This is a genomic window from Candidatus Edwardsbacteria bacterium (assembly GCA_018821925.1).
Classification (GTDB): domain Bacteria; phylum Edwardsbacteria; class AC1; order AC1; family EtOH8; genus UBA2226.
On record JAHJLF010000017.1, the window covers coordinates 1 to 26,752 of the forward strand.

At 53.8% G+C, this 26,752-nt stretch carries 22 protein-coding genes; 1 reads left to right on the top strand and 21 read right to left on the bottom strand.

The genetic code is table 11. The annotated features are described in order from the left end of the window. The 21 genes from KJ869_01740 to secG all read right to left on the bottom strand — a co-directional run. Positions 1-1,427, bottom strand: a 1,427-nt coding sequence (locus tag KJ869_01740; protein MBU1575917.1) for a glycosyltransferase family 39 protein, incomplete at its 3' end; no start/stop codon positions are given. Between the two features lie 107 nt (positions 1,428-1,534). Continuing rightward, positions 1,535-2,218: a glycosyltransferase family 2 protein gene (locus tag KJ869_01745; protein MBU1575918.1), complete on the bottom strand. Its 684-nt coding sequence runs from the start codon at positions 2,216-2,218 to the stop codon at positions 1,535-1,537. Beyond that, complete coding sequence (locus KJ869_01750; protein ID MBU1575919.1) at positions 2,219-3,799, bottom strand: glycosyltransferase family 39 protein; 1,581 nt, start codon at positions 3,797-3,799, stop codon at positions 2,219-2,221. Between the two features lie 15 nt (positions 3,800-3,814). Further along, positions 3,815-4,744, bottom strand: a complete 930-nt coding sequence (locus tag KJ869_01755) for an SDR family oxidoreductase (GenBank protein MBU1575920.1) — start codon at positions 4,742-4,744, stop codon at positions 3,815-3,817. Next, positions 4,741-6,024, bottom strand: a complete 1,284-nt coding sequence (locus KJ869_01760; protein MBU1575921.1) for a UDP-glucose/GDP-mannose dehydrogenase family protein — start codon at positions 6,022-6,024, stop codon at positions 4,741-4,743. Before KJ869_01760 ends, KJ869_01755 begins: the two co-directional genes overlap by 4 nt. Then, positions 6,021-7,643: a sensor domain-containing diguanylate cyclase gene (locus KJ869_01765; GenBank protein MBU1575922.1), complete on the bottom strand. Its 1,623-nt coding sequence runs from the start codon at positions 7,641-7,643 to the stop codon at positions 6,021-6,023. Before KJ869_01765 ends, KJ869_01760 begins: the two co-directional genes overlap by 4 nt. Continuing rightward, positions 7,644-8,831, bottom strand: coding sequence for an NAD(P)/FAD-dependent oxidoreductase (locus tag KJ869_01770; protein ID MBU1575923.1), 1,188 nt, complete (start codon positions 8,829-8,831; stop codon positions 7,644-7,646). Positions 8,832-9,604: 773 nt separating this feature from the next. Continuing rightward, positions 9,605-10,276, bottom strand: coding sequence for a hypothetical protein (locus KJ869_01775; protein MBU1575924.1), 672 nt, complete (start codon positions 10,274-10,276; stop codon positions 9,605-9,607). A 180-nt stretch (positions 10,277-10,456) separates the two neighbouring features. Next, positions 10,457-13,315: a pyruvate, phosphate dikinase gene (ppdK, locus tag KJ869_01780; GenBank protein MBU1575925.1), complete on the bottom strand. Its 2,859-nt coding sequence runs from the start codon at positions 13,313-13,315 to the stop codon at positions 10,457-10,459. Between the two features lie 217 nt (positions 13,316-13,532). Then, the gene (locus KJ869_01785) at positions 13,533-14,405 is read right to left on the bottom strand and encodes a tyrosine recombinase XerC (protein MBU1575926.1); all 873 of its coding nucleotides are present in this window, start codon (positions 14,403-14,405) and stop codon (positions 13,533-13,535) included. A 221-nt stretch (positions 14,406-14,626) separates the two neighbouring features. Next, entirely contained in the window at positions 14,627-16,654 is a 2,028-nt protein-coding gene (locus tag KJ869_01790; protein ID MBU1575927.1) for a diguanylate cyclase, read from the bottom strand. 14 nt (positions 16,655-16,668) lie between these two features. Further along, positions 16,669-17,484: an undecaprenyl-diphosphate phosphatase gene (locus KJ869_01795; protein ID MBU1575928.1), complete on the bottom strand. Its 816-nt coding sequence runs from the start codon at positions 17,482-17,484 to the stop codon at positions 16,669-16,671. A gap of 15 nt (positions 17,485-17,499) precedes the next feature. Continuing rightward, a complete protein-coding gene (locus tag KJ869_01800; GenBank protein ID MBU1575929.1) occupies positions 17,500-18,336 on the bottom strand; it encodes a geranylgeranylglycerol-phosphate geranylgeranyltransferase in 837 nt (278 codons plus the stop codon). Further along, entirely contained in the window at positions 18,336-19,847 is a 1,512-nt protein-coding gene (locus tag KJ869_01805; protein ID MBU1575930.1) for a capsule assembly Wzi family protein, read from the bottom strand. Before KJ869_01805 ends, KJ869_01800 begins: the two co-directional genes overlap by 1 nt. A gap of 115 nt (positions 19,848-19,962) precedes the next feature. Further along, entirely contained in the window at positions 19,963-21,015 is a 1,053-nt protein-coding gene (locus KJ869_01810) for a tetratricopeptide repeat protein (GenBank protein MBU1575931.1), read from the bottom strand. A gap of 75 nt (positions 21,016-21,090) precedes the next feature. Continuing rightward, positions 21,091-21,861: a 3-deoxy-manno-octulosonate cytidylyltransferase gene (kdsB, locus tag KJ869_01815; protein ID MBU1575932.1), complete on the bottom strand. Its 771-nt coding sequence runs from the start codon at positions 21,859-21,861 to the stop codon at positions 21,091-21,093. Positions 21,862-21,867: 6 nt separating this feature from the next. Continuing rightward, positions 21,868-23,448 (bottom strand): phosphoenolpyruvate carboxykinase (ATP), encoded by a 1,581-nt coding sequence (gene pckA / locus KJ869_01820; protein ID MBU1575933.1) that lies wholly within the window; start codon positions 23,446-23,448, stop codon positions 21,868-21,870. A 315-nt stretch (positions 23,449-23,763) separates the two neighbouring features. Next, a complete protein-coding gene (locus tag KJ869_01825) occupies positions 23,764-24,423 on the bottom strand; it encodes an MBL fold metallo-hydrolase (GenBank protein ID MBU1575934.1) in 660 nt (219 codons plus the stop codon). 48 nt (positions 24,424-24,471) lie between these two features. Continuing rightward, positions 24,472-24,750: a 50S ribosomal protein L27 gene (gene rpmA, locus KJ869_01830; GenBank protein MBU1575935.1), complete on the bottom strand. Its 279-nt coding sequence runs from the start codon at positions 24,748-24,750 to the stop codon at positions 24,472-24,474. Continuing rightward, positions 24,750-25,184 carry a 50S ribosomal protein L21 gene (gene rplU / locus KJ869_01835; GenBank protein ID MBU1575936.1) on the bottom strand — a complete coding sequence of 145 codons (435 nt, stop codon included), beginning with the start codon at positions 25,182-25,184 and terminating at the stop codon, positions 24,750-24,752. Before rplU ends, rpmA begins: the two co-directional genes overlap by 1 nt. A 37-nt stretch (positions 25,185-25,221) precedes the next feature. After that, positions 25,222-25,575: a preprotein translocase subunit SecG gene (gene secG / locus KJ869_01840; GenBank protein ID MBU1575937.1), complete on the bottom strand. Its 354-nt coding sequence runs from the start codon at positions 25,573-25,575 to the stop codon at positions 25,222-25,224. Between the two features lie 187 nt (positions 25,576-25,762). Here secG and KJ869_01845 point away from each other — a divergent pair, with 187 nt between their 5' ends. Further along, complete coding sequence (locus KJ869_01845; GenBank protein MBU1575938.1) at positions 25,763-26,740, top strand: FAD-dependent oxidoreductase; 978 nt, start codon at positions 25,763-25,765, stop codon at positions 26,738-26,740. The last annotated feature ends 12 nt before the right edge of the window (positions 26,741-26,752 follow it).

The window sequence follows — 26,752 nt, forward strand, 5'->3', positions numbered from 1 at the left end:
ATTATTTTATATTTCTTATCCAATAGCGGCTGAACCGCCGGAATCAAAAATCTTTGCCCCGTCCCGCTGACCGGCTCCACCATTACCAGGTCGGCCCTCTCTATGGCTCTTAATAGAGAATCCTGATCGGCAGTGAAAGGATAGCAGAAGGCCTTTCTTTCCGCTTTCAGGTAGAACAGGGTCGGCTTGCGGGACACCACGATGATGTTCTCCGGAGTATTGTTTTTGATCCATTCCGCCGCCGTAAAGAAACTGCGCCAGGCCGGATCGTAACCGGAATATTTATCCTGGGAGTAATATTTTCTTGCCTGCAGATTACTGTCGATCCTGTTCCAGTTGGCCGAGACATTTGCGGCAGCCATAACAAGTAGCATTATCACTGCCGGCCAAAGTGCCTTTCTTTTGAACATGAAAGAAATAACATATTGATAGGCCTGCACCAGGTATAACAGCAGAAACGGCAGCAACGGCAGTAAAAAACGTATATCTGACCAGGCCTCCGGCCACAACAGGGACATCCCCAGATATATAAGAACGAACCAATCGTAGCCTTTGGGGTTTTTGATGATCCTGACGATCAGGGCCGCTATGGCCGGGATTACCGTAAGCAGCATTATTATCACCAGGCCGCCGGACAGCCCCCAGCTATCGGCCGCCGGGAACAGCATCCGGGGCAGGACATTGGTGAAATATATTTCTATATTGGCAAAAAATCTCCGAAACAATCCTCCGGCACCCAGAAAGCCCAGCTCCGGCTGGTACGGGTCCCGCATCAGGAACTGTTCCAGATACCCGCCCGATGTCCCGTAATGGCTGTTGCGCAGGGCCCAGGGCAGGGTCAGCGCGATGCATCCGGTTATAAAGATTATTGACGCTTTGAACTTCCTCTTGAAAAGCAAATATGCAAATATTCCCAGATACAAGGCGACCCCGGTGCTGCGCAGGTAATTAGCGAAGACTGCGGACAGAATGACGCCAGCCAGCCAAAGATGCTCTCCGCTCTTTTCCCATTTTTTCAAGGTCAGAAATGTCAGCAGAATAAAAAAAGTAAATGGCAGTTCGGACAGCACCCAGTGGGTGTATTCCAGAAAATAGGGATTGAGGGCCAGCAGAAAGACCGGCGCTATGTAAAGAACTTTCTTGTCGTCCTTTATCAGAAGCCAGAAAGCCAACAGGGACAAAAGGCCCGATAGCCAGGGGATCAGCTTGTACCAAGCATAGGGCAGTTTGAGCAATGATATCGGCGACAGCAACAGCGGGAATCCAAAGGGATACTGGGTGTGGGCTTTCCCTTCCGGGGTCCATATCTCAGTTAGTCCCTTCCCCTGTGCCAGGGATTTTGCTAACGACACATAGGCCGCATTATCGCCGCCCACGAATGGTTTGGGATCGAACATCAGCATGGAGATCAAGATGAACAGCGCCATAGCGGAGATCAGCAGCCACCGGGAATGCTTTGCCGCCCATCCCGAAAAATCAAAACCGCCTTCGGCCGTAGTTTCGTTTTGAACCGATATTTTTTTCTTTCGGCCCATCAATTTACAAACCGATATTTGATCAGGGTCCAGATGGCCGGCAGGGCGTCGTACCATTGGATCTTCTTGCCCTCACCGTAGTCCCGTCCGTCGTAGGTGATGGGCATCTCGTAGACCCTCAGCTTGCGATTCTTGAATATCTTGGCGGTGATCTCCGGCTCGATATCAAACCTGAATGATTTGAGATTAAGGTTTTTGATCACCTCCGCCCGGAACACCTTGTAGCAGGTCTCCATATCGGTCAGCATGGTATTGTAAAGGACGTTGGTCAGGGCGGTCAGAAATTTATTGCCCAGATAATGCCAGACCATGAACACCCGGTGGGTGCCGTAGAATCTGGAGCCGTAGACCACGTCGGCCGCGCCCCGCACGATGGGCTCGATCAGCCGGGGATATTCCTCCGGCGAGTATTCCAGGTCGGCGTCCTGAATGATGACGATATCGCCGGTGCATTCCCGGATGCCGGTCCGGATCCCGGCCCCCTTGCCCAGATTGTATGGGTGGTATGATATCTTAATGCCCGGCCGGCCTTCGTATGTTTTCAGAATCTCTTTGGTTCCGTCGGTGGAATAATCGTCAACGATCACCAGCTCCTTTTCGATGGGCACCGCCAGCACCCGGGCGATGATCTTTTCGATGGTGGCCTTTTCGTTGTAGACCGGCATGATCACGGAAAGTTTCATTTAAAGGGACCTTTCGTAAATGGTTATCTCGGGATAGAAATAATTCCAGTCGGCCAGCGGGTATCCCTCGAATTTTATTCCCCAGCACTGTGGTACCCGGTTGAATACCCGGCTCACCCGGTAATCTGTTTTCAGCATTTTAAAAAAATCATCCCGCACCTCGGGGGCCACCCGGCAGAAGGCGTACTGTTTGGACTCGTATTCGCTGATGATGATCAGGGGCGGATGAAAATATTCCAGCTTGGCCGGATCGTAATCCAGTCGCAGCAGGTGGTATTGGTTCTCCTCCAGGGGCGGGGTGTAGAACCAGAGCCGGCCGGCCAAACCGATAACCGAGTCCAGCGGCACGCCCTGCTTGATGTATTCCGCCGCTTCCTCCCGGGGGTCCTGGCCGGACATCACCTTTACCCAGGCCAGGCTGTTGGCCAAGGCATAGCCGGAGGTCAAAAGGATCAGTACGCCGGCTATCAATGAAAAACTGCGGTGCCTTAAATATCTCCCGGCCTTTTCCATGGCATATATGATCAGCAGTATTATCAGAGGGACTATCAGCACCATGTGCCGCATAAAGGGCGAAGCCTTGTAGCCGTAGATCAGGAAATACGGCAGGATGCCGGCCGCCAGGATCAGGCCGGTTTTATCGGGCTTTATAACCAGCGCTGACAGGGATGCCAGAAATAATATCCATCCGGGCCAACCCAGTGAATGCCGGCTGGTGTGCAGCCAGGGATACAGCCAGTCGGTGGCAAAATCGTTGTAAGTAAGCAGGCTGTTTATTCCGCCCTTCCACTCGCCGAAGGACAGCACCGAATACGGACATCCCAGCAGGAAGCCTGCGATCAGACAGCCGGCAAAAACCGGGATTTTGATCTGCGCCTTTTCAATTCGCTGATCACGGTTTATTATCTGCCGGATCAAAAGAACGCTAAATACAGATATAATACCCGCCAGGGCGTTGTATTTGGTGGCCACTGCTAATCCTGATACCAACCCGGCGGCCGCCCACACCCAAAGCCGCTTATCCTTGAAAGCCTTGATCACCAACCACAGCGCCAGCAGGAACCAGAATCCCACCGGACCGTCCACCGTCAGGTAGTGCGATTGTATCACCATGGTCGGCATTACGGCCGCCAGCCAGGCCCCGGCCAGGGCATAGGCCTGGTTTTTAAAGAACTCACGGCCCAGCAGATAGGTCAGCCAGATGGTCAGCACCCCCAAAGCCACGCTGAGTGACCGGGCCGTCAGCCAGATCCTGGCGACGTGATCCAGGGTTACCGTGGGCGCCTCGTCCATTATTTCCCTGGGGGAGGGGACGAAATTTACCGTTTGGGCCGCCCACCACAGCGTGCCTATCAGGTAGTAGTGAAAGGTGGGGTTGACAAAATAATGCGGGTTGAGGCCGTCTTCCGAAGCGGACATTTTTATCAGGGTAGTAAAGGCCACGCTTTCATCGGGATGATAGGCTTTCCAGTAAGGCGCCCGGGGGATCCCCCAGTTCAGGCCGTCCACCCTCAGCAACAGTCCGTTTAGCAGAATCAATCCCAAAAGAAGATATGGAAGAACCTTTTTGTTTATCAGCATCCCGCCTGCTATTGTTTATTTTTTTGCCGCGAACCAGTCGATGGTCTTTTTGATGCCTTCCTCGAAGCCGATCACCGGCTCCCAGTTCAGCATCTTCTTGGCCCGGCTGATATCGGGCCGCCGCACTTTGGGATCGTCGGCCGGCAACGGCTTGTGCTCGATGGAGGATTTTGTTCCGGTATATTCTTTGATGGCCCGGGCGAATTCCAGAATGGACATCTCGTGAGGGTTGCCCAGATTTATGGGCTGGTGCTCGGTTGACTTCATGCTCAGGTAGATGCCCTCTATCAGGTCCGAGGCATAACAGAAACTGCGGGTCTGGCTGCCGTCCCCGAACACGGTCAGGGGACGGTTGTTTTGGGCCTGGTCGATCAGGGTGGGAACCACCCGCCCGTCGTCCAGCCGCATCCGCGGCCCGTAGGTGTTGAATATCCGCACGATCCGGGTGTCGATATTCCTATAGCGGTGATAGGCCATGGTCAGGGCCTCGGCGTAGCGCTTGGACTCGTCGTAGACGCTGCGCGGCCCGATGGGATTGACGTTGCCCCAGTATTCCTCGCTCTGGGGGTGCACCAGTGGATCGCCGTAGACCTCTGAAGTGGAGGTCAGCAGGAACCCGGCCTGCTTTTCCCTGGCCAGTTCCAAAAGATTATGAACGCCGTAGGACCCCACCAGCAGGATATCCATGGGGATCTTCACAAAATCTATCGGGCTGGCCGGAGAGGCCAGATCGAAGATGAACTCTATCTTGCCTTCTACCTTGAAAGGCTTGGTGATATCCTGTTCCATGAAAAAGAAATCAGTGCGGTCCTTTAGATGGCTGATATTCTCCAGACTCCCGGTGATCAGATTGTCCACGGCAATAACCTGATGACCATCAGCCAGCAACCTGTCGCACAAATGGGAGCCCAAAAAGCCGGCTCCCCCGGCCACCAGCATCCTCATCGGCCGATGCCCTGGTAGATGAACCCCAGCTCTTTCATTTTTGCCGGGTCGAAGATATTCCGACCGTCGGCGATGGCCGGAACTTTCAGCAGCGATTTGATCCTGACCAGGTCAAGTTTTTTGAATTCGTCCCACTCGGTGACGATGACCAGGCAGTCGGCATCCTGGGCCACGTCATATGGATTATCGCAATACTGAACGTCCTTCAGCACCTGCCGGGCCCGGTCCATGGACACCGGATCGTAGGCCTTGATCTTGGCTCCGTCCTTCTGCAGGGCTTCTATGATATCGATGGACGGCGCGAATCGCATATCGTCGGTGTTGGGCTTGAAAGCCAGCCCCAATATGCCGATGGTCTTGCCGGAGATGTTCCACACCAACTCCTCGATCTTCTTGACGAATAAATTCTTTTGATCCTCGTTGATCTCCTCCACCGCCTTCAGTAGTTTGAAATCATAGCCCAGTTTTTCCGAGATCCGGATGAAGGCCTGCAGATCCTTGGGAAAGCAGAAGCCACCAAAGCCTATCCCGGCGTTCAAAAAGCTTCGGCCGATCCGCCGGTCCAGCCCCATGCCCTCGGCCACCTGCTCCACGTTGGCCCCGGATTTTTCGCAGATCACCGAAACCGCGTTGATGAAGGAGATCTTCATGGCCAGGAAGGAATTGGAGGCGTGTTTGATCAGCTCCGAGCTCTGGATGTCGGTGGCCACGATGGGACAGCCCAGCGGAGAATAGAGTTCCAGCAGCATTTTTCTGGCCCTCTCGGAATCGGTGCCGAACACTACCCGGTCGGGCTTCAGGGAATCCTCGATGGCGGTGCCCTCCCTTAAAAATTCCGGATTGGAGGCCACATCGAACTCCACTTTGTTTATGTTGTTGACCGCCATGGTCTGTTTGACCCGGTCGCCGGTCTGCACCGGCACGGTGGATTTCTCCACCACCAGTTTATATGATTTCATCCGGCGGGCCACAGTGGCGGCCACGGTCTCCACTGCCGAAAGGTCGGCCTCCCCGTTGGCCCGGGGCGGGGTGCCCACCGCAATGAAGATGATATCGGACTTATCGGTAGCTTCCTCGATGGAGGTGCTGAACTCCAGACGCTGAAGATTCTTGTCCATCAGCTCCTTCAATCCCGGCTCGTAAATCGGGATCTGGCCCTTCTTCAGCATCTCGATCTTAGCGGCATCGTTGTCCACGCATATCACCTGATGCCCCCATTCGGCGAAACAAACCCCCGACACCAGGCCCACGTAGCCGGTGCCTACCACTGCCAGCTTCATTCTTCTCTCCTGTTGATTATTATTTTATCATCCTGCCAGAAAGCCACCTGATTCTTCCCCTTCTCCTTGGCGTGATACATGGCCTGATCGGCCTTTTCTATCAGGGTCCGGTACTCCTGCCCGTCAGCGGGGCAGCTCACCACCCCGATGCTGGCGGAAAGCTGCTTGCCCCCAGGCTTTCTTTCGGCAAATTCAGTGCTGTATATGCTATGTCTTATATTCTCGGCCTTCTCTACCGCTGTTTTATTTTCTATGCCTGGCAGGATCACAGCGAATTCGTCTCCGCCGTAGCGGAAATAAACCGCCTCCTCCATCCCCACCGCCGACTTAAGTATTTCTCCCAGGCGTTTCAATATCTCGCTGCCCTTAAGATGGCCGAAATTATCGTTGTATTGCTTGAAGAAATCCAGATCTAACCAGATCAGGGAAACCATGGCCTGCTTCTTTTGGCAGTGCTCCAGCCGGCGGCCGAATTCATCTATGAAGTAACGGTAGTTGTGAAGCCCGGTCAGTCCGTCGGTGGTGGCCTCCTTCTCCTTCTCCTCCATGATGCCGGCATTCTCCAGGGCCACCGCGGTATAGCTGGCCACCAGCGTCATGGCCGAAAGCTCGCTCTGGCTGAACTTGCGGTTGGCCCTGACCTCGGAGATGTTTATCACACCGATCCGCCTGTCGCGGATTATCAGCGGGACCACCAGCATGGAGCGAATCCGGTTATGGTAGTTCTTGGGCGAGGGAACGAACAGCGGCTCCTTGCTGGTGTCCGGCACGTTGAGCGGCTGGCCGGTCCTTAGCACCTCGCCGGCGATGCCCTGGTCGCTCCTCAGCCTCAGCTTGCCCACCGCCCCGGCCCGGATGCCCCGCGAGGCTCTTAAGACCAGCTCATTGGAGTCGTGGTCTAAAAGAAGTATGGAGCAGCGGTCGGCCTGCAGCAGGTCCTGCACCGCATCCAGCGTCAGGTTCAGGGTCTCTTCGATGTTGCGGGACGAGGACAGCAGGGCGCCCATCCCGAACAGGGCGGCCGACTGGATGTCGGATGCCGTCCTGGTCCATTCGTCGGCGATCTGGCTGAGCTCCTGGTTTCGCAGCCGCCATTTCTTCTGCTGGTCGGATAGCAGGCCGGCCCAGAAGGCGGTCAGCGATAGCAGCCCGATCTTGAACAGCAGGTCGTATAAAAAGTACTGGTCCCAGCTTAGTTCGCCCCTCCATATCAGGGCCAGAAAATACATCCCCGAGGCCAGGACGGTGACATTCAGGGCCGCCTGCCGGTTGCCGGAGACCGCCGCCATGAATATCGCCAGATAATAGAGATAGAAGAACTGGCTTTGGGCCCCCAGGGTAAAAGCGATCAGCAGGCTGGCGAATACCAGATCGAACACCAGGCTCAGCCAGAAGGCCCTCAGGAATTTGAGCACCCTTCTTCCGGCAAAGAACACCAGCAGATTGTACAGGGCCGCCAGGCCCAGGGTCAGATACAGGCCCAAATAATGCCCGGCCAGATCCTGGGGCCGCAGGGTCACCAGCAGCAGGGCCAGGAACAGCACCGCCCACCTGACCCAGCTGGTTATCCGCTCCTCAAAGGAGATGATGTGTATGGCTCTTTTGGCTCGGTTCGGCATTTATTTTTCCCCTGCGCTTTTGCCTGCCAGGAACCCGGTGGACCAGGCTATCTGCAGGTTGTACCCGCCGCAGGGCCCGTCCAGGTCCAGGATCTCTCCGCAGAAATATAATCCCTTGGCCTTTTTGGATTCCATGGTGGCCTGATCTATCTGGTCCGGGTCCACCCCGCCGGCCGTCACCACCGCTTCGTCGAAGCCCCGCAAGGATGTCACCGTAAAGCGGATATTCTTTAAAAGGGCGATGATCTTTTTGCGCTGCCCGGCGTTCAACTGGTTGACCCTCAGGTCTTCGCTTATCCCGCACAGTGCTATGAATACCGGGATCAGCTTGGCCGGCAGATATTCCTTGATGAATATCTTGAAGGTCTTTTTGCCCGATTCAACAATCTCCCTTTGCAGCCGCCTATTTAAAGTCTCTTCATCCAATGCCGGCTTCAGATCCAGCCGGCAGTCCACCGGGCCGTCATCCAGCCATGGCCCGATCGTCCGGCTGGCATCCAGCACTATCGGGCCGGAGATGCCGTAATGGGTGAACAGCATCTCCCCGAAATATTTTATTTTTTTTGAGCCGCGGGCAAAGGTCAGTTCCGCATTCTTGAGGCTTAAGCCCTGCAGTTCTTTTACGAAATCCTCTTTGACATTGAGTGGCACATCCGATGGCTTCACCGGAATGACCGTATGCCCCAGGGCGGAAGCCCAGGAATACCCATCGCCGGTGGAGCCGGTGCCGGAATAGGACCTGCCCCCGGTGGCGATGATCAACCTGTTCAACCGGTAAGCCTCGGCTCCGGCCGTGACGCTGAACCCCTGGCGTTCCTTGATGATGCCGGTAACCCGGGCATTGGTGACCACCCGCACTTTTCCCGAGTCCAGATACCTCTCCAGGGCCTCCAGCACATCGCGGGAGCTGTCGCTCTCCGGGAAGTAGCGCCCGCCCCGTTCCAGCTTGGTCTTAAGGCCCAGCTCCTCGAAGAACTTTAAGGTGGATTCAAAACCGAATCGGGTCAGCGGGCCGAACAGGAAACGGGCCATGGGACCGCAGTCAGCGATGAATTTCTTTACTTCCAGGTTATTGGTGATGTTGCAGCGTCCCTGGCCGGTGATCAGCAGTTTTTTGCCCAGGGAAGGCATTTTTTCCAATAGAACAACAGACGATCCGCCTTTGGCTGCCGTTCCGGCCGCCATCATGCCTGCAGGACCACCGCCGATGACTATTACATCTATTTTTGTTTTTTCCGACGTAGCGATAAAAATGACCTTATTAGTGTATCTACAATAACTTACATAATACCAAATTTTATGTCAACTTTGCAATATATTTATGAAAAATATTTAATTTTTATGGGACGCCACTTTTTTGCCACAGAGGCACAAAGGCACAAAGATTTTTAGGTTAGCCAGTCATTGCGAGAAAACAGCATGCTTGGCAAACGAAGCAATCCAGGTCCCTTCCCCTCTAAAAAGAGGGGATTAAGAGCCTGCACTGAGGTTTGCCAGTATTGCCCTTTCGAAGTGGGTGTGTCCGGTTTCCCCGCTATCCACAGAGATAGGGGATACAGGGCCTGCACTGAGATTTACACCTTGAATGACTTTCGAAGCGAAACAACCCACAATTGTCATTCCCGAGTAATCGGGAATCCAGGGTACTGCCTTCCCCTCTAAAAAGAGGGGAACGAGAGCCTGCACTGAGGTTAACAAGTATTGCCCTTTCTGAAGTGGGTGTGTCATAAACCGACCTCACCCTACCCTCTCCTAAAGCATAAGGAGAGGGAAGAGCCTGCGCTGAAAAATCCATGTATAATGACATGTGAAGCGGTGAGATCCCTCCGGTCATTGCGAAATGTCCACAAAACCGCACTTCGGGCAAAAAAACAGGCCTCATTAAGAGGCCCAGCGATGTCCTTCAGGGCATGGCAATAATAAATAGAATAGCAAGAGTCGCCATTATTTGAGTAATTTATTTAATTCTTTCTTTTAGTATCTGGTGTAAATTTAAGTGACCCGATAATTCTATCCGTTATTGGCTCTAAAAGCATTTCTGCTGTTTTTAAATAAGAGATAGTAAGAGTGAACGACTTATCTTTTGCAAATACTCTTATTAATCGTACCCGAAAGTTGCTCTTACTAATCGAAGACGAACGATAATATTCTGTTAAAAATACTGTGATTCCATTGATTTTTTCTTTCGTTGTTCCTTTCCATGACACTAAGGTTAATTTGGATTTTTTTAATCCTATGTGAATACCATTTTTAAGTGTAGTGTCCAATAAATTGACTTCTTGGTCTGTCATTTTTTGAGCATCTGATTGAGACAATTCTTGTTGTGGGTAATAGCGAAGATTCAATATTCCTATAACACTACCATTTTCGCCGTAATAATTAGCTGCAAATGGCAATTCAGAGGATTGATTTTTTTGACCCGTTGACTCTATAAACAATTTTACATAATTGTCAAGAGTTACCCGTTCATTATTCAATAAGGGACCCCAATTATTTGATAACTCAATAGATACACCGTTTGGCAGAGAAATTGTTTTATACTCTTCTGCTTGTGTAGCGCTCAATAATGTGTTAGGAAATAATATCATAGAAAAAGCTAATGAAATCCATGTTGGCCTAATAATATTTTTCATATCAACTCCAATAACTAAAAATTAACTTTCTAATTACTTGCATTTTAAATGTTGTATTTTATGCCTATAGAATAACGAGTCATTATAAGAATACACCCGCAAGGCAATAAAAATCAAGAGAAAACTATGTGAATAACTAAAAGCCCCTTCATTGCTGAAGGGGCTTTTAAATTTGTCAGATTACTTTCTGCCTTTTTTCTTAACTGCCTTTTTCGGAGTGGGCACCGAGCTACGTCGAGGTGCAACCTTCTTTGCCTTAGCGGTCACCAAGCTTCGTCGAGGTGTCGCTTTACGCTTCACACTTTTCGCTGTCTTCTTCTCGGCCTGCTTCATATCCTTGATCGCCGCCTGGGCCAGCGCCAGCCTGGCGATCGGCACCCGGAACGGCGAGCAGGAAACGTAGTTCATCCCCACCCGATGGCAGAACTCAACCGAAGACGGCTCTCCGCCGTGCTCTCCGCAGATGCCCACCTTCAGATTGGGCCTGGCGGCCCGCCCACGCTGGATGCCTATCTCCACCAGCTCGCCCACGCCCTCCTGGTCTAATATCTGGAAGGGGTCGGCCGGCAATATCTTCTTCTCCACGTAATCCGGCACGAACCCGCCGATATCATCGCGGGAGAAGCCGAAGGTCATCTGGGTCAGGTCGTTGGTGCCGTAGGAAAAGAACTCGGCTGTCTCCGCTATTTTACCGGCCATCAAAGCCGCCCGCGGGATCTCGATCATGGTGCCGTACATGTAATCTATCTTCTTGACGCCGTACTTGGCGCATACCTCGGCATAAATTTTGTCCACTATGGCCTTCTGGTCCACCAGTTCGTTCTTCATGCCCACCACCGGAACCATGATCTCAGGCCTGATCTTCTTGCCCTCCTTGATCAGCTCCACGGTGGATTCCAGTACGGCCCGCACCTGCATCTCGGTGATCTCGGGATAGGTGACGCCTAATCTGACTCCGCGGTGGCCCATCATGGGATTGGATTCGTGCAGAACATCGGCCCGTCTGTTCAACTCCTCGGCTGTAATGCCAAGACTTTGGGCCAGTTTGTTGCGCTCGTCCTGGCCGTTGGGCACGAACTCGTGCAGCGGTGGATCCAATAAACGGATGGTGACCGGAAATCCGTCCATCACCTCCAGAGTGGCCTTGATGTCCTTCTTGACATAGGGGTATAGCTCAGCCAGGGCCGCCCGGCGCTCATTGACGCTCTGGGAGATGATCATCTTGCGCAGGCAGAACAGGGGAGCCTCGGAATTCTTGCCGTAGAACATGTGCTCGGTGCGGAACAGCCCTATGCCCTCGGCCCCAAAACCGCGGGCCTTGGCGGCATCTTCCGGGGTATCGGCATTGGTGCGGACGTTCAGCTTGCGGAAGGAGTCGACGTACTTCATGAAACTTACAAAACGGGGATTCTCGGTGGCGTCCACCATGGCCAGCTGTCCGGCATAGACATAGCCGCGAGTACCGTTGAGGGTGATATAATCACCTTCCTTGAATACCTTGTCGCCCACCTTCATGGTCTTGGTCTGGGCATCTATATGCAGGGAGCTGCTGCCCACGATGCAGCACTTGCCCCAGCCCCGGGCCACCAAGGCCGCGTGACTGGTCATCCCTCCCCGGGCGGTCAGGATGCCGATGGCGGCCCTCATGCCCTCCACGTCCTCGGGGTTGGTCTCTTCGCGAACCAGGATGACCTTTTTGCCCTGCTTCTGCCAGGCCACCGCATCGCTGGCGGTGAAGACTATCTGTCCGTTGGCTCCGCCCGGGCCGGCAGGCAGGCCCTTGGCCAGCACCTGGGCCGATCTTTCGGCGGCCGGATCTACGATGGGATGCAGCAGCTCGTCCAACTGGGCCGGGGACACTCTGGTAACGGCGTCTGCCTTCGTGATCAGCTTTTCCTCCACCATGTCCATGGCCATATTCAATGCGGCGGTCCCGGTGCGCTTGCCGATGCGGCACTGCAGCATCCACAAATGGCCCTCCTGGATGGTGAACTCAATGTCCTGCATGTCGCGGTAGTGCTTCTCTAAGCGGTTCCTGAAGCCGTTCAGCTCCTGGTAGACCTCCGGCATGGCGGTCTGCAGGGAGGACATATGCTTGTTCTGCTCGTTCTTGGTGTCCTCATTCAAGGGATTGGGAGTGCGGATGCCGGCCACCACGTCCTCGCCCTGGGCGTTGACTAACCATTCTCCGTAAAAGTGGTTGTCGCCGTTGGCCGGGTTGCGGGAGAAGGCCACCCCGGTGGCCGAGGAGTCGCCCATGTTGCCGAACACCATGGCCTGGACGTTAACCGCGGTTCCCCACTCGTCGGGGATGCCCTCGATCCGGCGGTAGGAGATGGCCCGCTTGCCGTTCCAGGAGGAGAACACCGCTCCGATGCCGCCCCACAGCTGATCCATGGCGTTATCCGGAAAATCTTTTCCGATGACTTCCTTGACCTTGGCCTTAAAGCGGTCGCACAGATTGATAAGGTCGGCTTCGGTCAGATCGGCGTCGGTCTTATAGCTCTTGTTCTTTTTGACCTCGCCCAGCATATCGTCCAATTGCCTGCGGATGCCCTGGCCCTCTTTGGGCTCCATGCCGGCGGCCTTTTCCATGACCACGTCGGAGTACATCATGATCAGGCGGCGGTAGGCGTCGTAGACGAAGCGGGGGTTGTTGGTCTTCTTTATCATTCCGGGGATGGTGGCCGAGCACAGGCCGACGTTCAGCACGGTCTCCATCATGCCGGGCATGGAGCTGCGGGCTCCGGAGCGCACAGATAAAAGCAGGGGATTCTGCCTGTCGCCGAACTTCATGCCCATCACCTTTTCCACCTTGGCCAGGGCGGTCTCCACCTGCTTTTTCAGCTCCGGCGGATATTTCTTGTTGTTCTTGTAGAAAACGGTGCACAATTCTGTGGTGATGGTAAAACCGGCCGGGACCGGGATCCCCAGATGGCACATCTCGGCCAGGTTGGCGCCCTTGCCGCCCAAAAGATTTTTGTCGCTGGCGCTTCCTTCGGCCGACTTACCGCCGAAGAAATATACGTATTTGGACATTTGAACTCCTCCTGCCGTGATCACACGGCAATATATGTTGATGGGTTTTGCTTTTCAAAACAAAGGGCTATTTTAGCACAAATGAATTTGATTTGCAACGGGGTGGTTTACCCCCTTTCTCCCTCTCCTAATGCTTTAGGAGAGGGTCGGGGTGAGGTCAAAATAACGTAGGGCCGAGGTTACCTCGCCCCTACGTTATCCGATTTATTTCCCAATCCTACGTTTCCTCCCCTTCGTCGTCCGCCCGGGGATGGGCCTGCTGGTAGACCTTTTTCAACCGATCGGTGGTGATGTGGGTATATATCTGGGTGGTGGAAAGATTGGCATGGCCCAACAATTCCTTGACCGCCTTCAGGTCGGCCCCGCGGTCCAAAAGATGGGTGGCGAACGAATGACGCAAAACATGGGGACTGGCCTTGCCCCCGTAATGGGCCGACCGGATGCGGGCCTGAACGATCCTCTGCAATTGCCTTCTATTAAGGGTCTTTCCCCGCGTCCCCAGAAAAACAATCTCATAATTTTCCCGCCCGGCAATGTATTTTTTCAAGGTGCTGATGGATTCCCGGGTTAAGGGCACAATCCTTTGTTTGCTGCCCTTGCCCATAACTTTGACCTGCCCGCCGGAGAGGTCCAGATCTCCGACTTTCAGGCCCAGCAGTTCTGACGACCGCAGGCCGCTGCCATAGAGTAGTTCCATAACGGCGTTGTTGCGAACCGTATCCTCCGGCTTTTCCTGGATGTTTTGGACAGCTTCTTCCGCCTGTTTCTCGGAAAGAAATGAAGGTAGCTTCTTGTCCAATTTGGGGGATCTTAAGCCCAACGCAGGATTGACAGGAACGATATTCTCCCGGGCGCAGTATTTGAAAAAGGCCTTGATAGCCGAAAGCTTCCTGGCCGCCGAACGCTTGTCCAGTCCCTGCCTTTGCAGTATCCCCAGGTAATTGCGGATGGTATTGCGGTCGATCCTGTCCAGGTTTTCGTGTTTGAGGTGATCGAAGAATTGCCGCAGGTCCCGCTGGTAGGCCTGGCAGGTATTGTCAGCCAGGTTGCGCTGGACTTTGATGTATGTTATGAATTTATTAATGGGCATGATTTATCCGTCATTCTGAGCCAACCATTCTGTCTGGCATGCGAAGAATCTGAAATTCTTGGAAAGTTTGCTTAAATGTCACGCTCAGGATGACAAGGATGCTGTCACCCTGAGACCTGCCTGTTATCTTACTAACCGAACGGGTGACAACTCATATCCCTCAACCTGTATTGCATCGAAGTCTCCTCGGGATGACAGTAAAACTCTTTATGCCTTGATGATTAAACCGGCTCTTTCTCCATCGCAGCGAAGCGCACCACCTTGTTCCTCCCGGACTTCTTGGCGGCATACAGCGCTTCGTCGGCCGCCTTGATCAGTTCAGCCTTCTTCTTGGCGTCCTGGGGATATGAGGACACTCCCAGGCTGATGGTCACCGGCAGATCCCCGGCGGTGGTCTGGAATTTCTCGCCTTCGATCGCCAGGCGCACTTGCTCGGCCAGCTGGGCGGCCTCCTTGTCGTTCCGTCCCGGCCACACCGCTATAAACTCCTCTCCCCCATATCGGGCCACAAAATCGAACGACGATATGCTTTTCTTCAGCCGAGCGGCCATTTCCTTGAGCACCGCATCGCCTATTGGATGTCCGTAATTGTCATTGAGCTTCTTGAAGAAATCAATGTCGAACAGCGCTATCCCCACCGGATTACTGTCCGATTTTGCCAGCGTTTCCTCCAGGTATTCCTGGAACCGGCGGTGGTTAGCCAGCCCGGTCAGGCCGTCGCGGATGGCCAGATTTTCCTTCTCCTCGTACATGGCGGCGCTTTTCAAGGCCAGGGAGAACTGCCCGGCGATAATGTGAATGGTGTCCCGGTCGGCCTCAAAGGCCTTGGGCTGGCGGCTCTCCAGCACCAGCACGTAATGGCAGACATCCTCGTATAACAGCGGCGCCGCCAGTACCGAGCGGAATCCGTGATCCGGCCGCTCGTCTTCGGAGAAACGGTGGATGCCTATGGCCCGCCGATAAAAATCGTCCACCGAGCGCCACTCCTTGAGATTGACAGCCTGCTCGGAAAGCGACCCTGCCATGTTTATCTCGGTTCCCGGGGCGGGATAGCCGGCGTTGGCCGGGTCGGACAGCAACACCCTGGCCTTTCCCGGTTCCGGCAATACCTCCAGCAGGACGATATGGTCGCAGGGCACCAGCCGGGGTATCAGCTCCTGGATTATCTTGATGACATCGTTGATCTTCAGGCGGGAGGCCATCAGCTCCAGGCGGCTGTTCCACTGCTGCAGCCGGTCCTTCTCCAGCCCCAGGGCCGAGTGGCTCTGGTGAAAATGCACCAGCCTGGCCGCCTCCTCGGCGAACCCGGCCAAAAGGATCTTGTCGTTTTCGTTAAATGCCCCAGCCTGTTCGCTGTCAACCACCAGAACCCCGATAACCTCGCTCTCCTGGAGCACCGGCACCGACAGCACCGAGCGGACCTCCTCGGATTTCCTGTAATATCCCAGGTCCCTTGAGTCCCTCTCGTAACTGGCATATAAAAGGCCCTGGCGCTCCCGGGCCGCCCAGCCTAAAAGACTGCTGCGGATCTCCAGGGAGGCATCCTTGATGACCTCGGCGCTGTAGCTTTTAAAGGCCATCATATTCAAAGTGCCGGTAAGATTGTCGGCCCTGAAAATGGCGCTGGTTCTGGTTCTCATGGCCGCCTGTATCAGGCTGCACAGCGAGGCCAGATCCTCCTTAAGGTCTTTCTGGACGGTAACCGGCTCGTCGAATGACATCACCGGCAGGCTGCCGACTACGGAGCTACGCCCCCGCCTGACGATTACCAAACTGATGACGTAGAGCAGCACCAAAGCGGCGATGATTGCCATTCCCGGTACTAATTCCTGCCGCCACCGCCCGGCCATAAGGCTGGAGCCCAGCTCGATGATCAGAACGGATGCCAGGGGAACCGCTTTCCACCTGTCACTGCGGTAGACAGCCAGAACGATCAGCAGGCCGTATAACAGGATCAGCGGAGAGCCAAACCCACCGCTAAGCTGGACCGCCAGGCCGGTCAGGGCAGTCAGGCTCAGAACCTGAAACAACTGCCAGCTGCCCCTCTGTTCGATCCGCCAGTATTTAATGACCAGAGCGGCATAGATCGCCAGCAGGGCAAACCCGAAGCCCAGGATCGGCAGACTGGCGGTTTGCTGCAGGGAGTACGCCAGCGGACGGTAAAAATATCCGGCGGTCAGGCCCACGATTATTGCCGTTGCCAGAAGGATCAAAAATATCTTGATGGGGTTTATCTTTGTTTTGGACATATCGTTACCTTATGTTATTTTAACAACAGCCATGCCAGCGAGATCAGGCCCGCCGCCCAGCAGTAATAAGCAAAATACTGCAGCTTGGAATTTCGGATTATTTTCAGGAGAATATTTATCGCCAGGTAGCCCGACAGCGCCGCCGCCAGCCCTCCCAATATGATCGCCGTCAGCTCGCCCTGCGGCAGTCCGGTCTTCAGCACGTCTTTGAATTCCAAAAGGCCGGCCCCCAGTATCACCGGGATGGACAGCAGAAAGGAGAATTCGGCCGACTTCTCCTGATCGGCCCCGGAATAGATCCCGGCCGAAATGGTGGCCCCGGAGCGGGAGATGCCTGGCAATATGGCCAGGGCCTGGGAGAAGCCTATGATCAGCGAATGTTTCCAGGTGATTTTTTCCTGACGCTTGGCCACCTTCCCGGTCCCGAAAAGGATGGCCCCGGTGAGCAGCAAAGCCAGAGACACCGTGATCGGACTATTGAAGGCTTGTTCGATAAAATCGTCAAATAAGATGCCTATTACCGCCGCCGGGATAGTGGCCAGGATCAGCAGCAGGGCCAGCCGGAGATTGTCATCGCTGAACTGCCATTTTCCTTTGACCCGCCTTATCCGTCCGGTAAAAACGGCCTTTATCAGTTTTCCTATCCTCCGACGGAAGGCGAAACATACCGCCAGCAGGGTGGCCAGATGCAGGGCTACTTCAAAGCGGAGGTTGCTGGCGCCCAGCCCCAGAAATTTCTCGAACAGCACCAGATGCCCGGAGCTGGAGACTGGCAGGAACTCTGTCAATCCCTGCACCAAACCTAAAATAATCGCCTGAATAAGATTCATACACTCCTTTATTAATTAAGCCATCCCCAAGGCAATGGCCATCAGTCCGACCAGCATGTCGATTTTTAATATGAAGCTGAGCTTGGCGTAATTGACTCCCAGCGGATTTTTTAACAGTTGATATATTACCGGCAAAAGAACCAGATCCACCCCCAGAACAACTGCCATCAGATACCTGATATTATAAATCTCCATCAGATAGGGCACCGGACTGAAGATTACCAGCAACATCAGGCTGAAAGCCGAAACGGACAAGGCTTTCTTGTGGCCTGCCCTGATGGCCAGGGTCCTGGCCCCCGACTGCCTGTCGCCGGAGATGTCCTGAACATCCTTGATGATCTCCCGGGACAGATGCATCAGAAAAGCAAATACCGCCGGGAAAACCGCCAGCACCGGATTTTGGACGACCAACCCCCCGTAGATAAAAGCCAGGGCGCATATCAAAGCGATGATCATGTTTCCGCCCAGCCCCATCATCTTTCCCCTGGCGGCATACAGCCAAAGCAATAGAGCCACAACGGAGGCCACCAAGCCGGTACCCCTACCGATCAGCCATCCCAGGATAACACCTGCGGCGTAACATATGATGCTGAAGATAAAAGCAAAGCGTGGAGAAACGCGCCCCGATGGTATTGGCCTTTCCGGTCGGTTTATGGCGTCCGTCTTTTGGTCGTAATAATCATTCTGGGCATTGCCCCCCGCGGCGATGGCCATGGCCGAGATCACGGCTATGATCACCGATTGAATGTTGGCCTCTTTGATGTACCCTCCGGTGCCTATCAGCACCGAAAATCCGGTGATGGCTACGTTGCCGATCCGGGAAAGTTCCAGTATGTCTTTGATCTTCTTCATTAAAAATCTATTTGTATCAACAAGTCCAGGCCACGGTCGTTGAAACCGGTTCCTGATATGTTGCCGGGATTTTTTATGTATGCCAGCCAGATATCCGCTTCCAGATTGGCCCAGTAAAATGGCTCCCATTGTAAAATAATTTTGCCCTTGTCCATCCGGCTGAAGGTTCCGCTTAAAAACGCGGTGTGCGGATCATCGATAGCTAGATAGCCTCGGTCGATCCGGCCCTCCCCATGCCTTTCCATTTGATAGCCTAACCCAACATTTAGCCGGGGATGGAATCGGTGTTCCAAAACCATGTCCAGCGCGTCGGCATCGGTGCCCACCCAGTGGCCCAGTATATTGACGGTATCGGCCCCTACATAGCGATTGGTGTATCTCCGGTGGGTATATACCCATTTTTGGTTGCCGGCCCATTCTATCTTCAGATCGGAATCCGTCAGCCCGGCCGGATCGGCCCAGTGGCCGCCCAGCAGAAAGCCCAGTTTCTGGGGAGCCGGCGGATCCTGCTCGTACTGCACATCATCCATTAAAAGTTCCCCGTAGGTCGAAAAACCCAGGCCGGGCGTCCAGCGTATATCCGCCGACCATAGGACATTGTCATCATCCCGCTGGTTCCATTGATTGGCATAATAAGGCAGCAGGGGATTCATGTAGGCCGGATCAATCTGATTGGCCTGGTAAACGACCGTCTCGGAAAACCCCAAGCCTATATTCCACGGCAGCTTGATTCCCAGCCGATGGCCGGATATATATCGTTTCAGGTCGGCACTCAATACTCCGAAGAAAGACTGGATTTCAATTCTCTTATAATTAAGTTCGAGGTCAACGGCATCGAAACCTTCGGAATTGTCCGAAAGCAGCAAAGTGCCGAAAGTCCCTGGGCCCCACCATCTCTGCTGCCTGCCCAAAGTAAGGGTCAAGTAGGGATGGGACGTCCGGAAATAAGCCCATCCGGTTGAGTATTTTCCTCCCCTCCAGCTCTGCAGGCTGCCCGATAGTCTCTCGATCTTCTCGGTTTCTTTTTCCAGGGTCAGGCTTATCCGTTGGTCAAAAATAAAAATGCCCGCCAATCCCCCCCCAACATCAAGCACCCCCGATCCCCGGCTCTGAGGTGATTCGGTATGGGCGATATCGGCTCCTAGCCCCAGGCTGATATCGGCGCTGATGGCGGTCCTTCCGTCATCGTAGGACAGTATTTCTTTATCAGACAGCCTTCTATCTGTTGTCCCGATATTGAGCTCCTGGCTGAGCTGGTCAAAATAATAGCGGTCGGTGGTGGACATGCCCGTCGCCCCGTCCATCTGGCGACGTAACAGATCCTGCAGATGTTCGATCACCTGCCATCTCTGGTATGGCCCCGATACCGGCAGGCTTACATATCCTTTGGCCTGAAATCTCTGCAGAACCGGATATGACCAGTGGTCCAGCGGAATATCCCGGCTGTCTTCATTGGCTGGAGCTAAAAAAGGAATTAACAGCAGGCTGGTAAATATAATTATCTTTCTCATACTCTTTTAAGTTATCATATTATAGGTATGTTTTTCAAGCAAATTTATTGACCCCCTAAAAGAAAAAGGACGGCAAAACCGTCCTTTTTCTTTATTGATTAACCAGTCCTAAGGATTACCTTCTTTTTTTCTTGGGTTTAACCGGAGCCTGGGAGGCTTCTTTCTGTTTTTTGGCGTACTCCAGATAGTTTTTATAATCCAGGGAATCGGGCTTAAGCTCCAAGGCTTTGGTATAAGCCTGAATGGCCCTGTCGTAGTCTTTTACGGTGTTGTGCAGGGCGCACAGGCCCAACAAACGGTAGGCTTCCACATCTTTGCTGTCTAAAGCAATCACTTTATCCAGAGCGCTTATAGCGCTTTTCATATCATTGCCTTCAAAGTAATACGCCTGGGCCATGTTGAACCAGGTATTTTTCTCATCCGGCTTTAACGCTCCGGCGGTGGCAAATGCTTTTTGGGCCTGGGGATATTCCCTTTTCTGCAGATAGGCCACCCCTAGATAATAAAACCATTGATCATTATCTTTTTTTATCTGGGTGGCTTTAGTTACGTTCTTGATGGCCTCATCCCAGTTCTGCGACTCCATGGCGGCTCTTCCCACCTGGAAATAGGCATCGGGATTATTGGGATCAATGGCGATGGCTTGAGCAAACAGGGCTTCCGATTCCTTGCTCTTGCCCATATATCGGTAAAGCAATCCCTTTCTTATGAAGTTATCCACTTTATTGGGGGAAATGTCTATGGCATTATTGATATTCTCCTCGGCTTTCTGCAGATAGGCCGCATTGGAGTCTTTCGATCCGGTCACCGCTTTCTTCAGATAGCCGCCGGACATGTTATACAAATCCTCCCAGGCGCCGTCCCAGGATTTCTGCAGGGAATCTTTCTGGGTAGGGCTGTATTCAATAGCGCTGGCATACGATTTTCCGGCTTCCTTGTATTTACCGGTCTGGACATAGCAATATGCTAAAAGGCCATGCATCTCGGAGTCCTTGGGGGCATACTCCAGACCCTCATTCAGGGTCGTTATGGCCGCCTCATAATTGGGCGGATCTAATTGCAAATGAACCTTTGCTCCGGTGATATATTGGTTGCAACCCATCACCCCCAGGCTGATAATCAGAGCCGCACCAATAAGCATTAAAGCTTTGTTTTTTAATCTGGACATAGCTCTACCTTCCTTTTTGATTTTTTTGATTTTTGAAGTTTTAATTTTAACTCTTTATCATTTCAAAGTCAAGTTTTAATTTATCCGCTTTTTACCCCAGCCCATAGACCGTTTCATCTGTCTTTCGATTTTACCGACATCCCCGGGGGAATCAACAGATAGACAAGAGTAATTCGTGTGAAGAACCTTTATATCCGCCCCGTTCTCCAGAGCCCTCAGTTGTTCAAGTTTCTCCAGCCGCTCCAGCCGACCCTCGGGCCATTGGGTGAATTTTATCAAAAAATTCCGGCGATAGGCGTACATGCCTATATGTTTTAGGAAATGACGGGCCTTCCCTGCATTTTCATCCCGGGTGAACGGTATGGGGCATCGGGAAAAATACAGCGCCCGCCCTTGGTCGTCGGTCACCACCTTGGCGGTATTGGGGCTGGCAATATCACCGGCATTCTCAAAATGGGTAGCCAGGGTGGCCATCAACTGTTTGGGATTATCGGCCATGTCTTTGACCAGCAGGTTGATGGCCCGGGGATCGATAAGCGGTTCGTCACCTTGAATATTGAGGATAATGTTGAACCCGCGGTACTGGGGTTTCCTGAGGACCTCGGCGATCCGGTCGCTGCCGGATAGATGCTTTTTTGATGTCATCACCGCCTGCCCGTTAAAAGCCCTGACGCAGTCGTAGATCCTCTTATCATCGGTAGCCACCACCACTTCATCCAGCATTTTCGCCTTCAGACATCTCTGGTAGACATGCTGGATCATCGGCTGGCTATTTATCAGGACCAGGGGCTTTCCCGGAAAACGGGTGGAGCCGTAACGGGCCGGAATGACGCCTAATATCTTCATCTTTTTCTATGCTTTTGGCCCTGAGTCCGCCACTTCTTTGGAAGCATAATCTTTATATTGCTCAAAATTTTTCGCGAACATAGCCGCCAGCTCCCGGGCTTTTTTATCGTAGGCCACTTGGTCCGCCCAGGTGTTCTTGGGGGTCAGCACCTCGGTCGGTACGCCCTCACAAGCATCGGGCACCAGAATATTGAACACCGGATCCGGAGTGAATTTGGACTTCTCCAGCTGGCCCTCCAAGGCGGCGGTCAGCAATGCCCGGGTGATGGAGATCTTCATCCGGCTGCCCACCCCGGCCGGCCCACCCGACCAGCCGGTATTGACCAGCCAGCAATTGGTTTGCTGTTTTGACAATTTATCCGCCAGCATGGCGGCGTACTTGGTGGGATGCAGGGGCATGAACGGTGCGCCGAAACAGGTGGAGAAGGTGGGCTGCGGTTCATCGATCCCGGTCTCGGTCCCGGCCAGCTTTGAGGTGAAGCCCGACAGGAAATGATAGCTGGCCATCTCCGGGGTCAGCCTGGCGATGGGCGGCAGCACTCCAAAAGCGTCGCAGGTCAAAAAGAACACGTTCCTGGGATGCCCGCCCACCCCGGGAATCACGCAGTTGGGAATATGTTCCACCGGGTAGGTGGCCCGGGTGTTCTCGGTAATGTCGTCGGAATTATAATCTATCAGCCGGGTGTCCGGGTCGACCACCACGTTCTCCAGCAGCGAGCCGAACCTGATGGCGTTGAATATCTGGGGCTCGGCCTCGGCCGATAACTTGATGACCTTGGCGTAACAGCCGCCCTCGAAATTGAAGATTCCGGCATCGGACCAGCCGTGCTCGTCATCGCCGATCAGCCGGCGGTTGGGGTCGGCCGACAGGGTGGTCTTGCCGGTGCCGGAGAGGCCGAAGAACAGCGCGGGAGCGCCATCCTTGCCCAGGTTGGCCGAGCAGTGCATGGGGAAGACGTTCTGCTGGGGCATCAGGTAATTCATGATGGCAAAGATGCTCTTCTTGATCTCCCCGCCGTACATACTGCCTATGACCAGGTTGATCTTTTTCTCAAAGCTGACCCCGACGAAAGCGTTGGATTCCGTGCCGTCGGTTCCGGGATCGGCTTTCAGGCTGCCGCAGCCCATCACCGTAAAACCGGGGGTAAAATTTTCCAGCTCCTGCCTGGTGGGCCGGATGAAAAGGGTTTGGGCGAACAAGCTGTGCCAGATGGTGTCGGTTATCACCCTGACCGCCAGCCGGTGCTTGGGATCGGCCCCGGCAAATCCGTCGAATACGTATATATCCTTATCGCTGAGATGATGGTAGGCTTTGTGCAGCAATTTGCCGAATTGCTCCGGGGGGCATTTCACATTGACCTTGCCCCAGGCTATCCGGTCTTTTATGGACGGCTCCTCGGCTATGAACTTGTCGTTGGGCGAACGCCCGGTTCGTTCTCCGGTCTTCACCACCAGAGCTCCGTTGGAGGCCAGGATCCCGTCGCCGGACGCCAGCGATTTTTCGATTAGTACCGCTGCCGGCAGGTTGCGGTAAACGGTACGGGAGGTTTTTATGCCCAATTCCTCAAGTCCTTTTCTGATGTCCATACTGGATAAAACTCCTTATTCAATAGAAATTTTATGTTGCGGATTATGGTTTGACGGTTATTATGATTCTTTATATCCTGATCTTAAAAGTCTAATGATTCTCTTTTTTAAAATCCCTTTTGCCCGGCCGCCAGAGCCTCTCCTCATGAAATCTTTCGGAGCGTTCCCGGCCTTTTCTTGCCCTATTGGGCATCGCCGATGGGTCAGGGTTACCTTGCCGGAAGTTCGAAGGCCGCCTTAAGGCACATCTCCCTAGCGGCGGCTGTCATCTGATCGGCAGGCGTAAAGGGGACCCAGTTCCCAGTGGGACGCAAATTACAGTTTCAAGGGCTTGAGCACCCAGATCTCCGGGATCTGGGGCAGCGAGGCCTTGGTTATCTCGACCTCGGAGCTATTGAGTATTTTGACATTGGCCCGGCCTGAGGTAAAATCCTCCAGCGGCCCCAGGTTGAAGCCGACGCCCTTGGTCTTGTAATGCATAGGAAGGCAGACCTTGGGCGAGAGCGATTCCATTACCTTTCCGGCCTCTCCGGCATCCACCGTAAAGGTGCCTCCCACCGGAATCATCAGTACGTCCACCGGGCCGATCTCGACAACCTCGCTTTTGCTTAGGGTATGCCCCAAATCTCCCAGATGACATAAGCTCATCCCGTCGATGGTATAGATGAATGCTATGCTGGAGCCCCGCTCCGAACCGCGGCTGGCGTCGTGATACAGGCTGACGCCCCTGACCGATATCCCCTTGAATACAACGGCCCCGGCCTCCCGGAAGACCCTGGCCTTGTCGTGCTCCCGGCTGATATAATTGTGGTCGGCATGGTTATGGCTGATGGTGATGACATCGGTGGGTTCATCGATCTTCTTGTAGCCCACCGCCCCTCCATAGGAGCCAGACTCGTAGGGATCGGTCAGCAGCCTGGTTCCCTTGGCCGAGATCAACTGAAATGACGAATGTGCAAAATATTTTATCTTCATTTTAGGCAGGGTGTTATATTAACGGAAAATCATGGAAAAAAAGGCGAGCTATTTGCTCGCCGCGTTGACTTTGGGTTCGGGATATACGCTTATTTTTTTGCCGTCCCGACCCCGGGATTCAAACCAGACAAAGCCGTCCGATATTGCAAACAGGGTGTCGTCCTTCCCTCGCATCACATTGAGCCCGGGATGGAATTTGGTCCCCCGCTGCCGGACCAGCACTGAGCCGGCGCTTACCTTCTGGTTGCCGAAGGCCTTGATGCCCAGCCGCTGGGCATTGCTATTTCGGCCGTTTCGGGATGATCCTACGCCTTTTTTATGTGCCATTATTCCTTATCTCCTTTGCCTGGATTCTTCTTGGCCGCGGCGGGTTTGGCCGCCTTGGCTTTCTTGGGTGCTTTTTTCTTCTCGGCAGCCGGGGCTGCAGGTTTGGCTATGGCTTTGATCTTGGGATGGCTGACGGTGTTGACCAGCAGGTCGGTATAATGGGTCCGGGCTCCCCAGCGACGGCGGTAATCTTTTTTAGGCTTGTAGATCATGGCCGATATCTTGGCCGAGCGGGAGTGGCCCACCACAGTGACCTCAACGATGGCGTCCTTGATTGTAGGCTGGCCGATGATGACATCCTGTCCGTTGGAAAGCAGCAGCACCTTCTCCATCTTGTACTTTTGGCCCTCCTGGGCATCTATCCTGGGGATCCTTACCTTCTGGTTCTCGGAGACCCTCACCTGGGTGCCTCCGCATTCGATCACTGCGTACATCTGATGTTACTCCTTAAGATACGATATATTGAAACAGCTATTTGCCGGAGGGAGCTTCCGGCATTTGATTCACCGGCAGTTCGCCCGGCCTGCTTACAGGCTGTTGGTTTGATTTCTGTTCCTGCTGCAGGGCCTTCTCTATGGCCGAGGTGGCCCGCCGGCTCTTGCCGGAGATCATGGCCAGCGACAGCGAGGTCATCATGAATACCACGGCCAGGATGGTGGTGGCCCGGGTCAGGAACGGGGCCGCGCCCCGCCCGCCGAAGAAGGTCTCGCCACCCCCTCCGCCCATGGCACTGCCCAGCCCCCCGCCTTTGCCGCTCTGCATCAGCACCACGCCGACCAGCAGCAGGCAGGCTATCAAATGGATCACCAATAAAAGGGTATGCACCTTAGTAAACCTCCCTGTAGTCCGGAGATATATCCACCGGATCTTAAATTAAGATTTTGCGCTAAGTTTTGTATTATAACAAATTTAGATATAATATTCAAGTATTTTTATTAAATTTTACAATTGACATCGGGGCTGGCATGTAATATCATCATAATATGTATAAATGATTGATATAGGTGCTGTTATGGAACTATCCTCCCTTTCGTTCTCATTAAGCAAGACGCCGGAGATCGCCTTCCCCCCGGCCCGGCCGGACAAGGAATACCAGTTGGCCATCATCGGAGGCGGTCCGGCCGGCCTGACCGCGGCGGTCTATGCCGCCCGTAAAAGGACCGATACCGTGCTGCTTACCCACGATCTGGGCGGGCAGGTGCTGTGGACCTCCAGCGTTGAGAATTATCCCGGCTTCCAGTTTATTCAGGGGCGCGAGCTTATCGATAAGTTCAAGGCCCAGGTCCAGCAGTTTCCCATTGATGTCTCCCTGGGGTTTAAGATCGTTTCGGTCGAGCCGCTTGCCAAGGGATATAAGATCTCCTTGGAGGACGGATCGCATTTTACCGCCCGGTCGTTGATAATCGCCACCGGCAAGAAATACCTCAACCTGAACGTCCCCGGCGAAAAGGAGCTGATCGGCAAGGGCGTGGCTTTCTGCGCCACCTGCGATGCCCCATTGTTCGGTGGCAAAACAGTGGCGGTGGTGGGCGGTGGGAATTCAGCCCTGACCGCAGTCAAGGATCTTATGAGCTATGCCGAAAGGATATTTCTGATAAATATATCTTCGGAGATGCAGGGCGACCCTTTCCTGCTGGAGCCGATAAAGAAATCCGACAAGGTCGAGTTCCTGCTGAATACCAAGGTGCTCTCGATCCAGGGCACCGACAGGGTCGAGTCGGTCACTGTCTCAAACAACGAGCAACAGATCATCGCCGTTTCCGGCGTCTTTGTGGAGATCGGGCTGATACCCAATTCGGATATTTTCAAGGGGCTGGTGGAGATGAACGAAAATGGAGAGATAATGGTGGACTGCGCCTGCCGGACCTCGCGGGCCGGGGTATTCGCCGCCGGGGATGTAAGCACCGTGCCGGAGAAGCAAATAGTAGTAGCCGCGGGTGAAGGCGCCAAGGCGGCGTTGAGCGCCTATGAATGGCTGGCAAGGAATTAAAATATTTCTCAA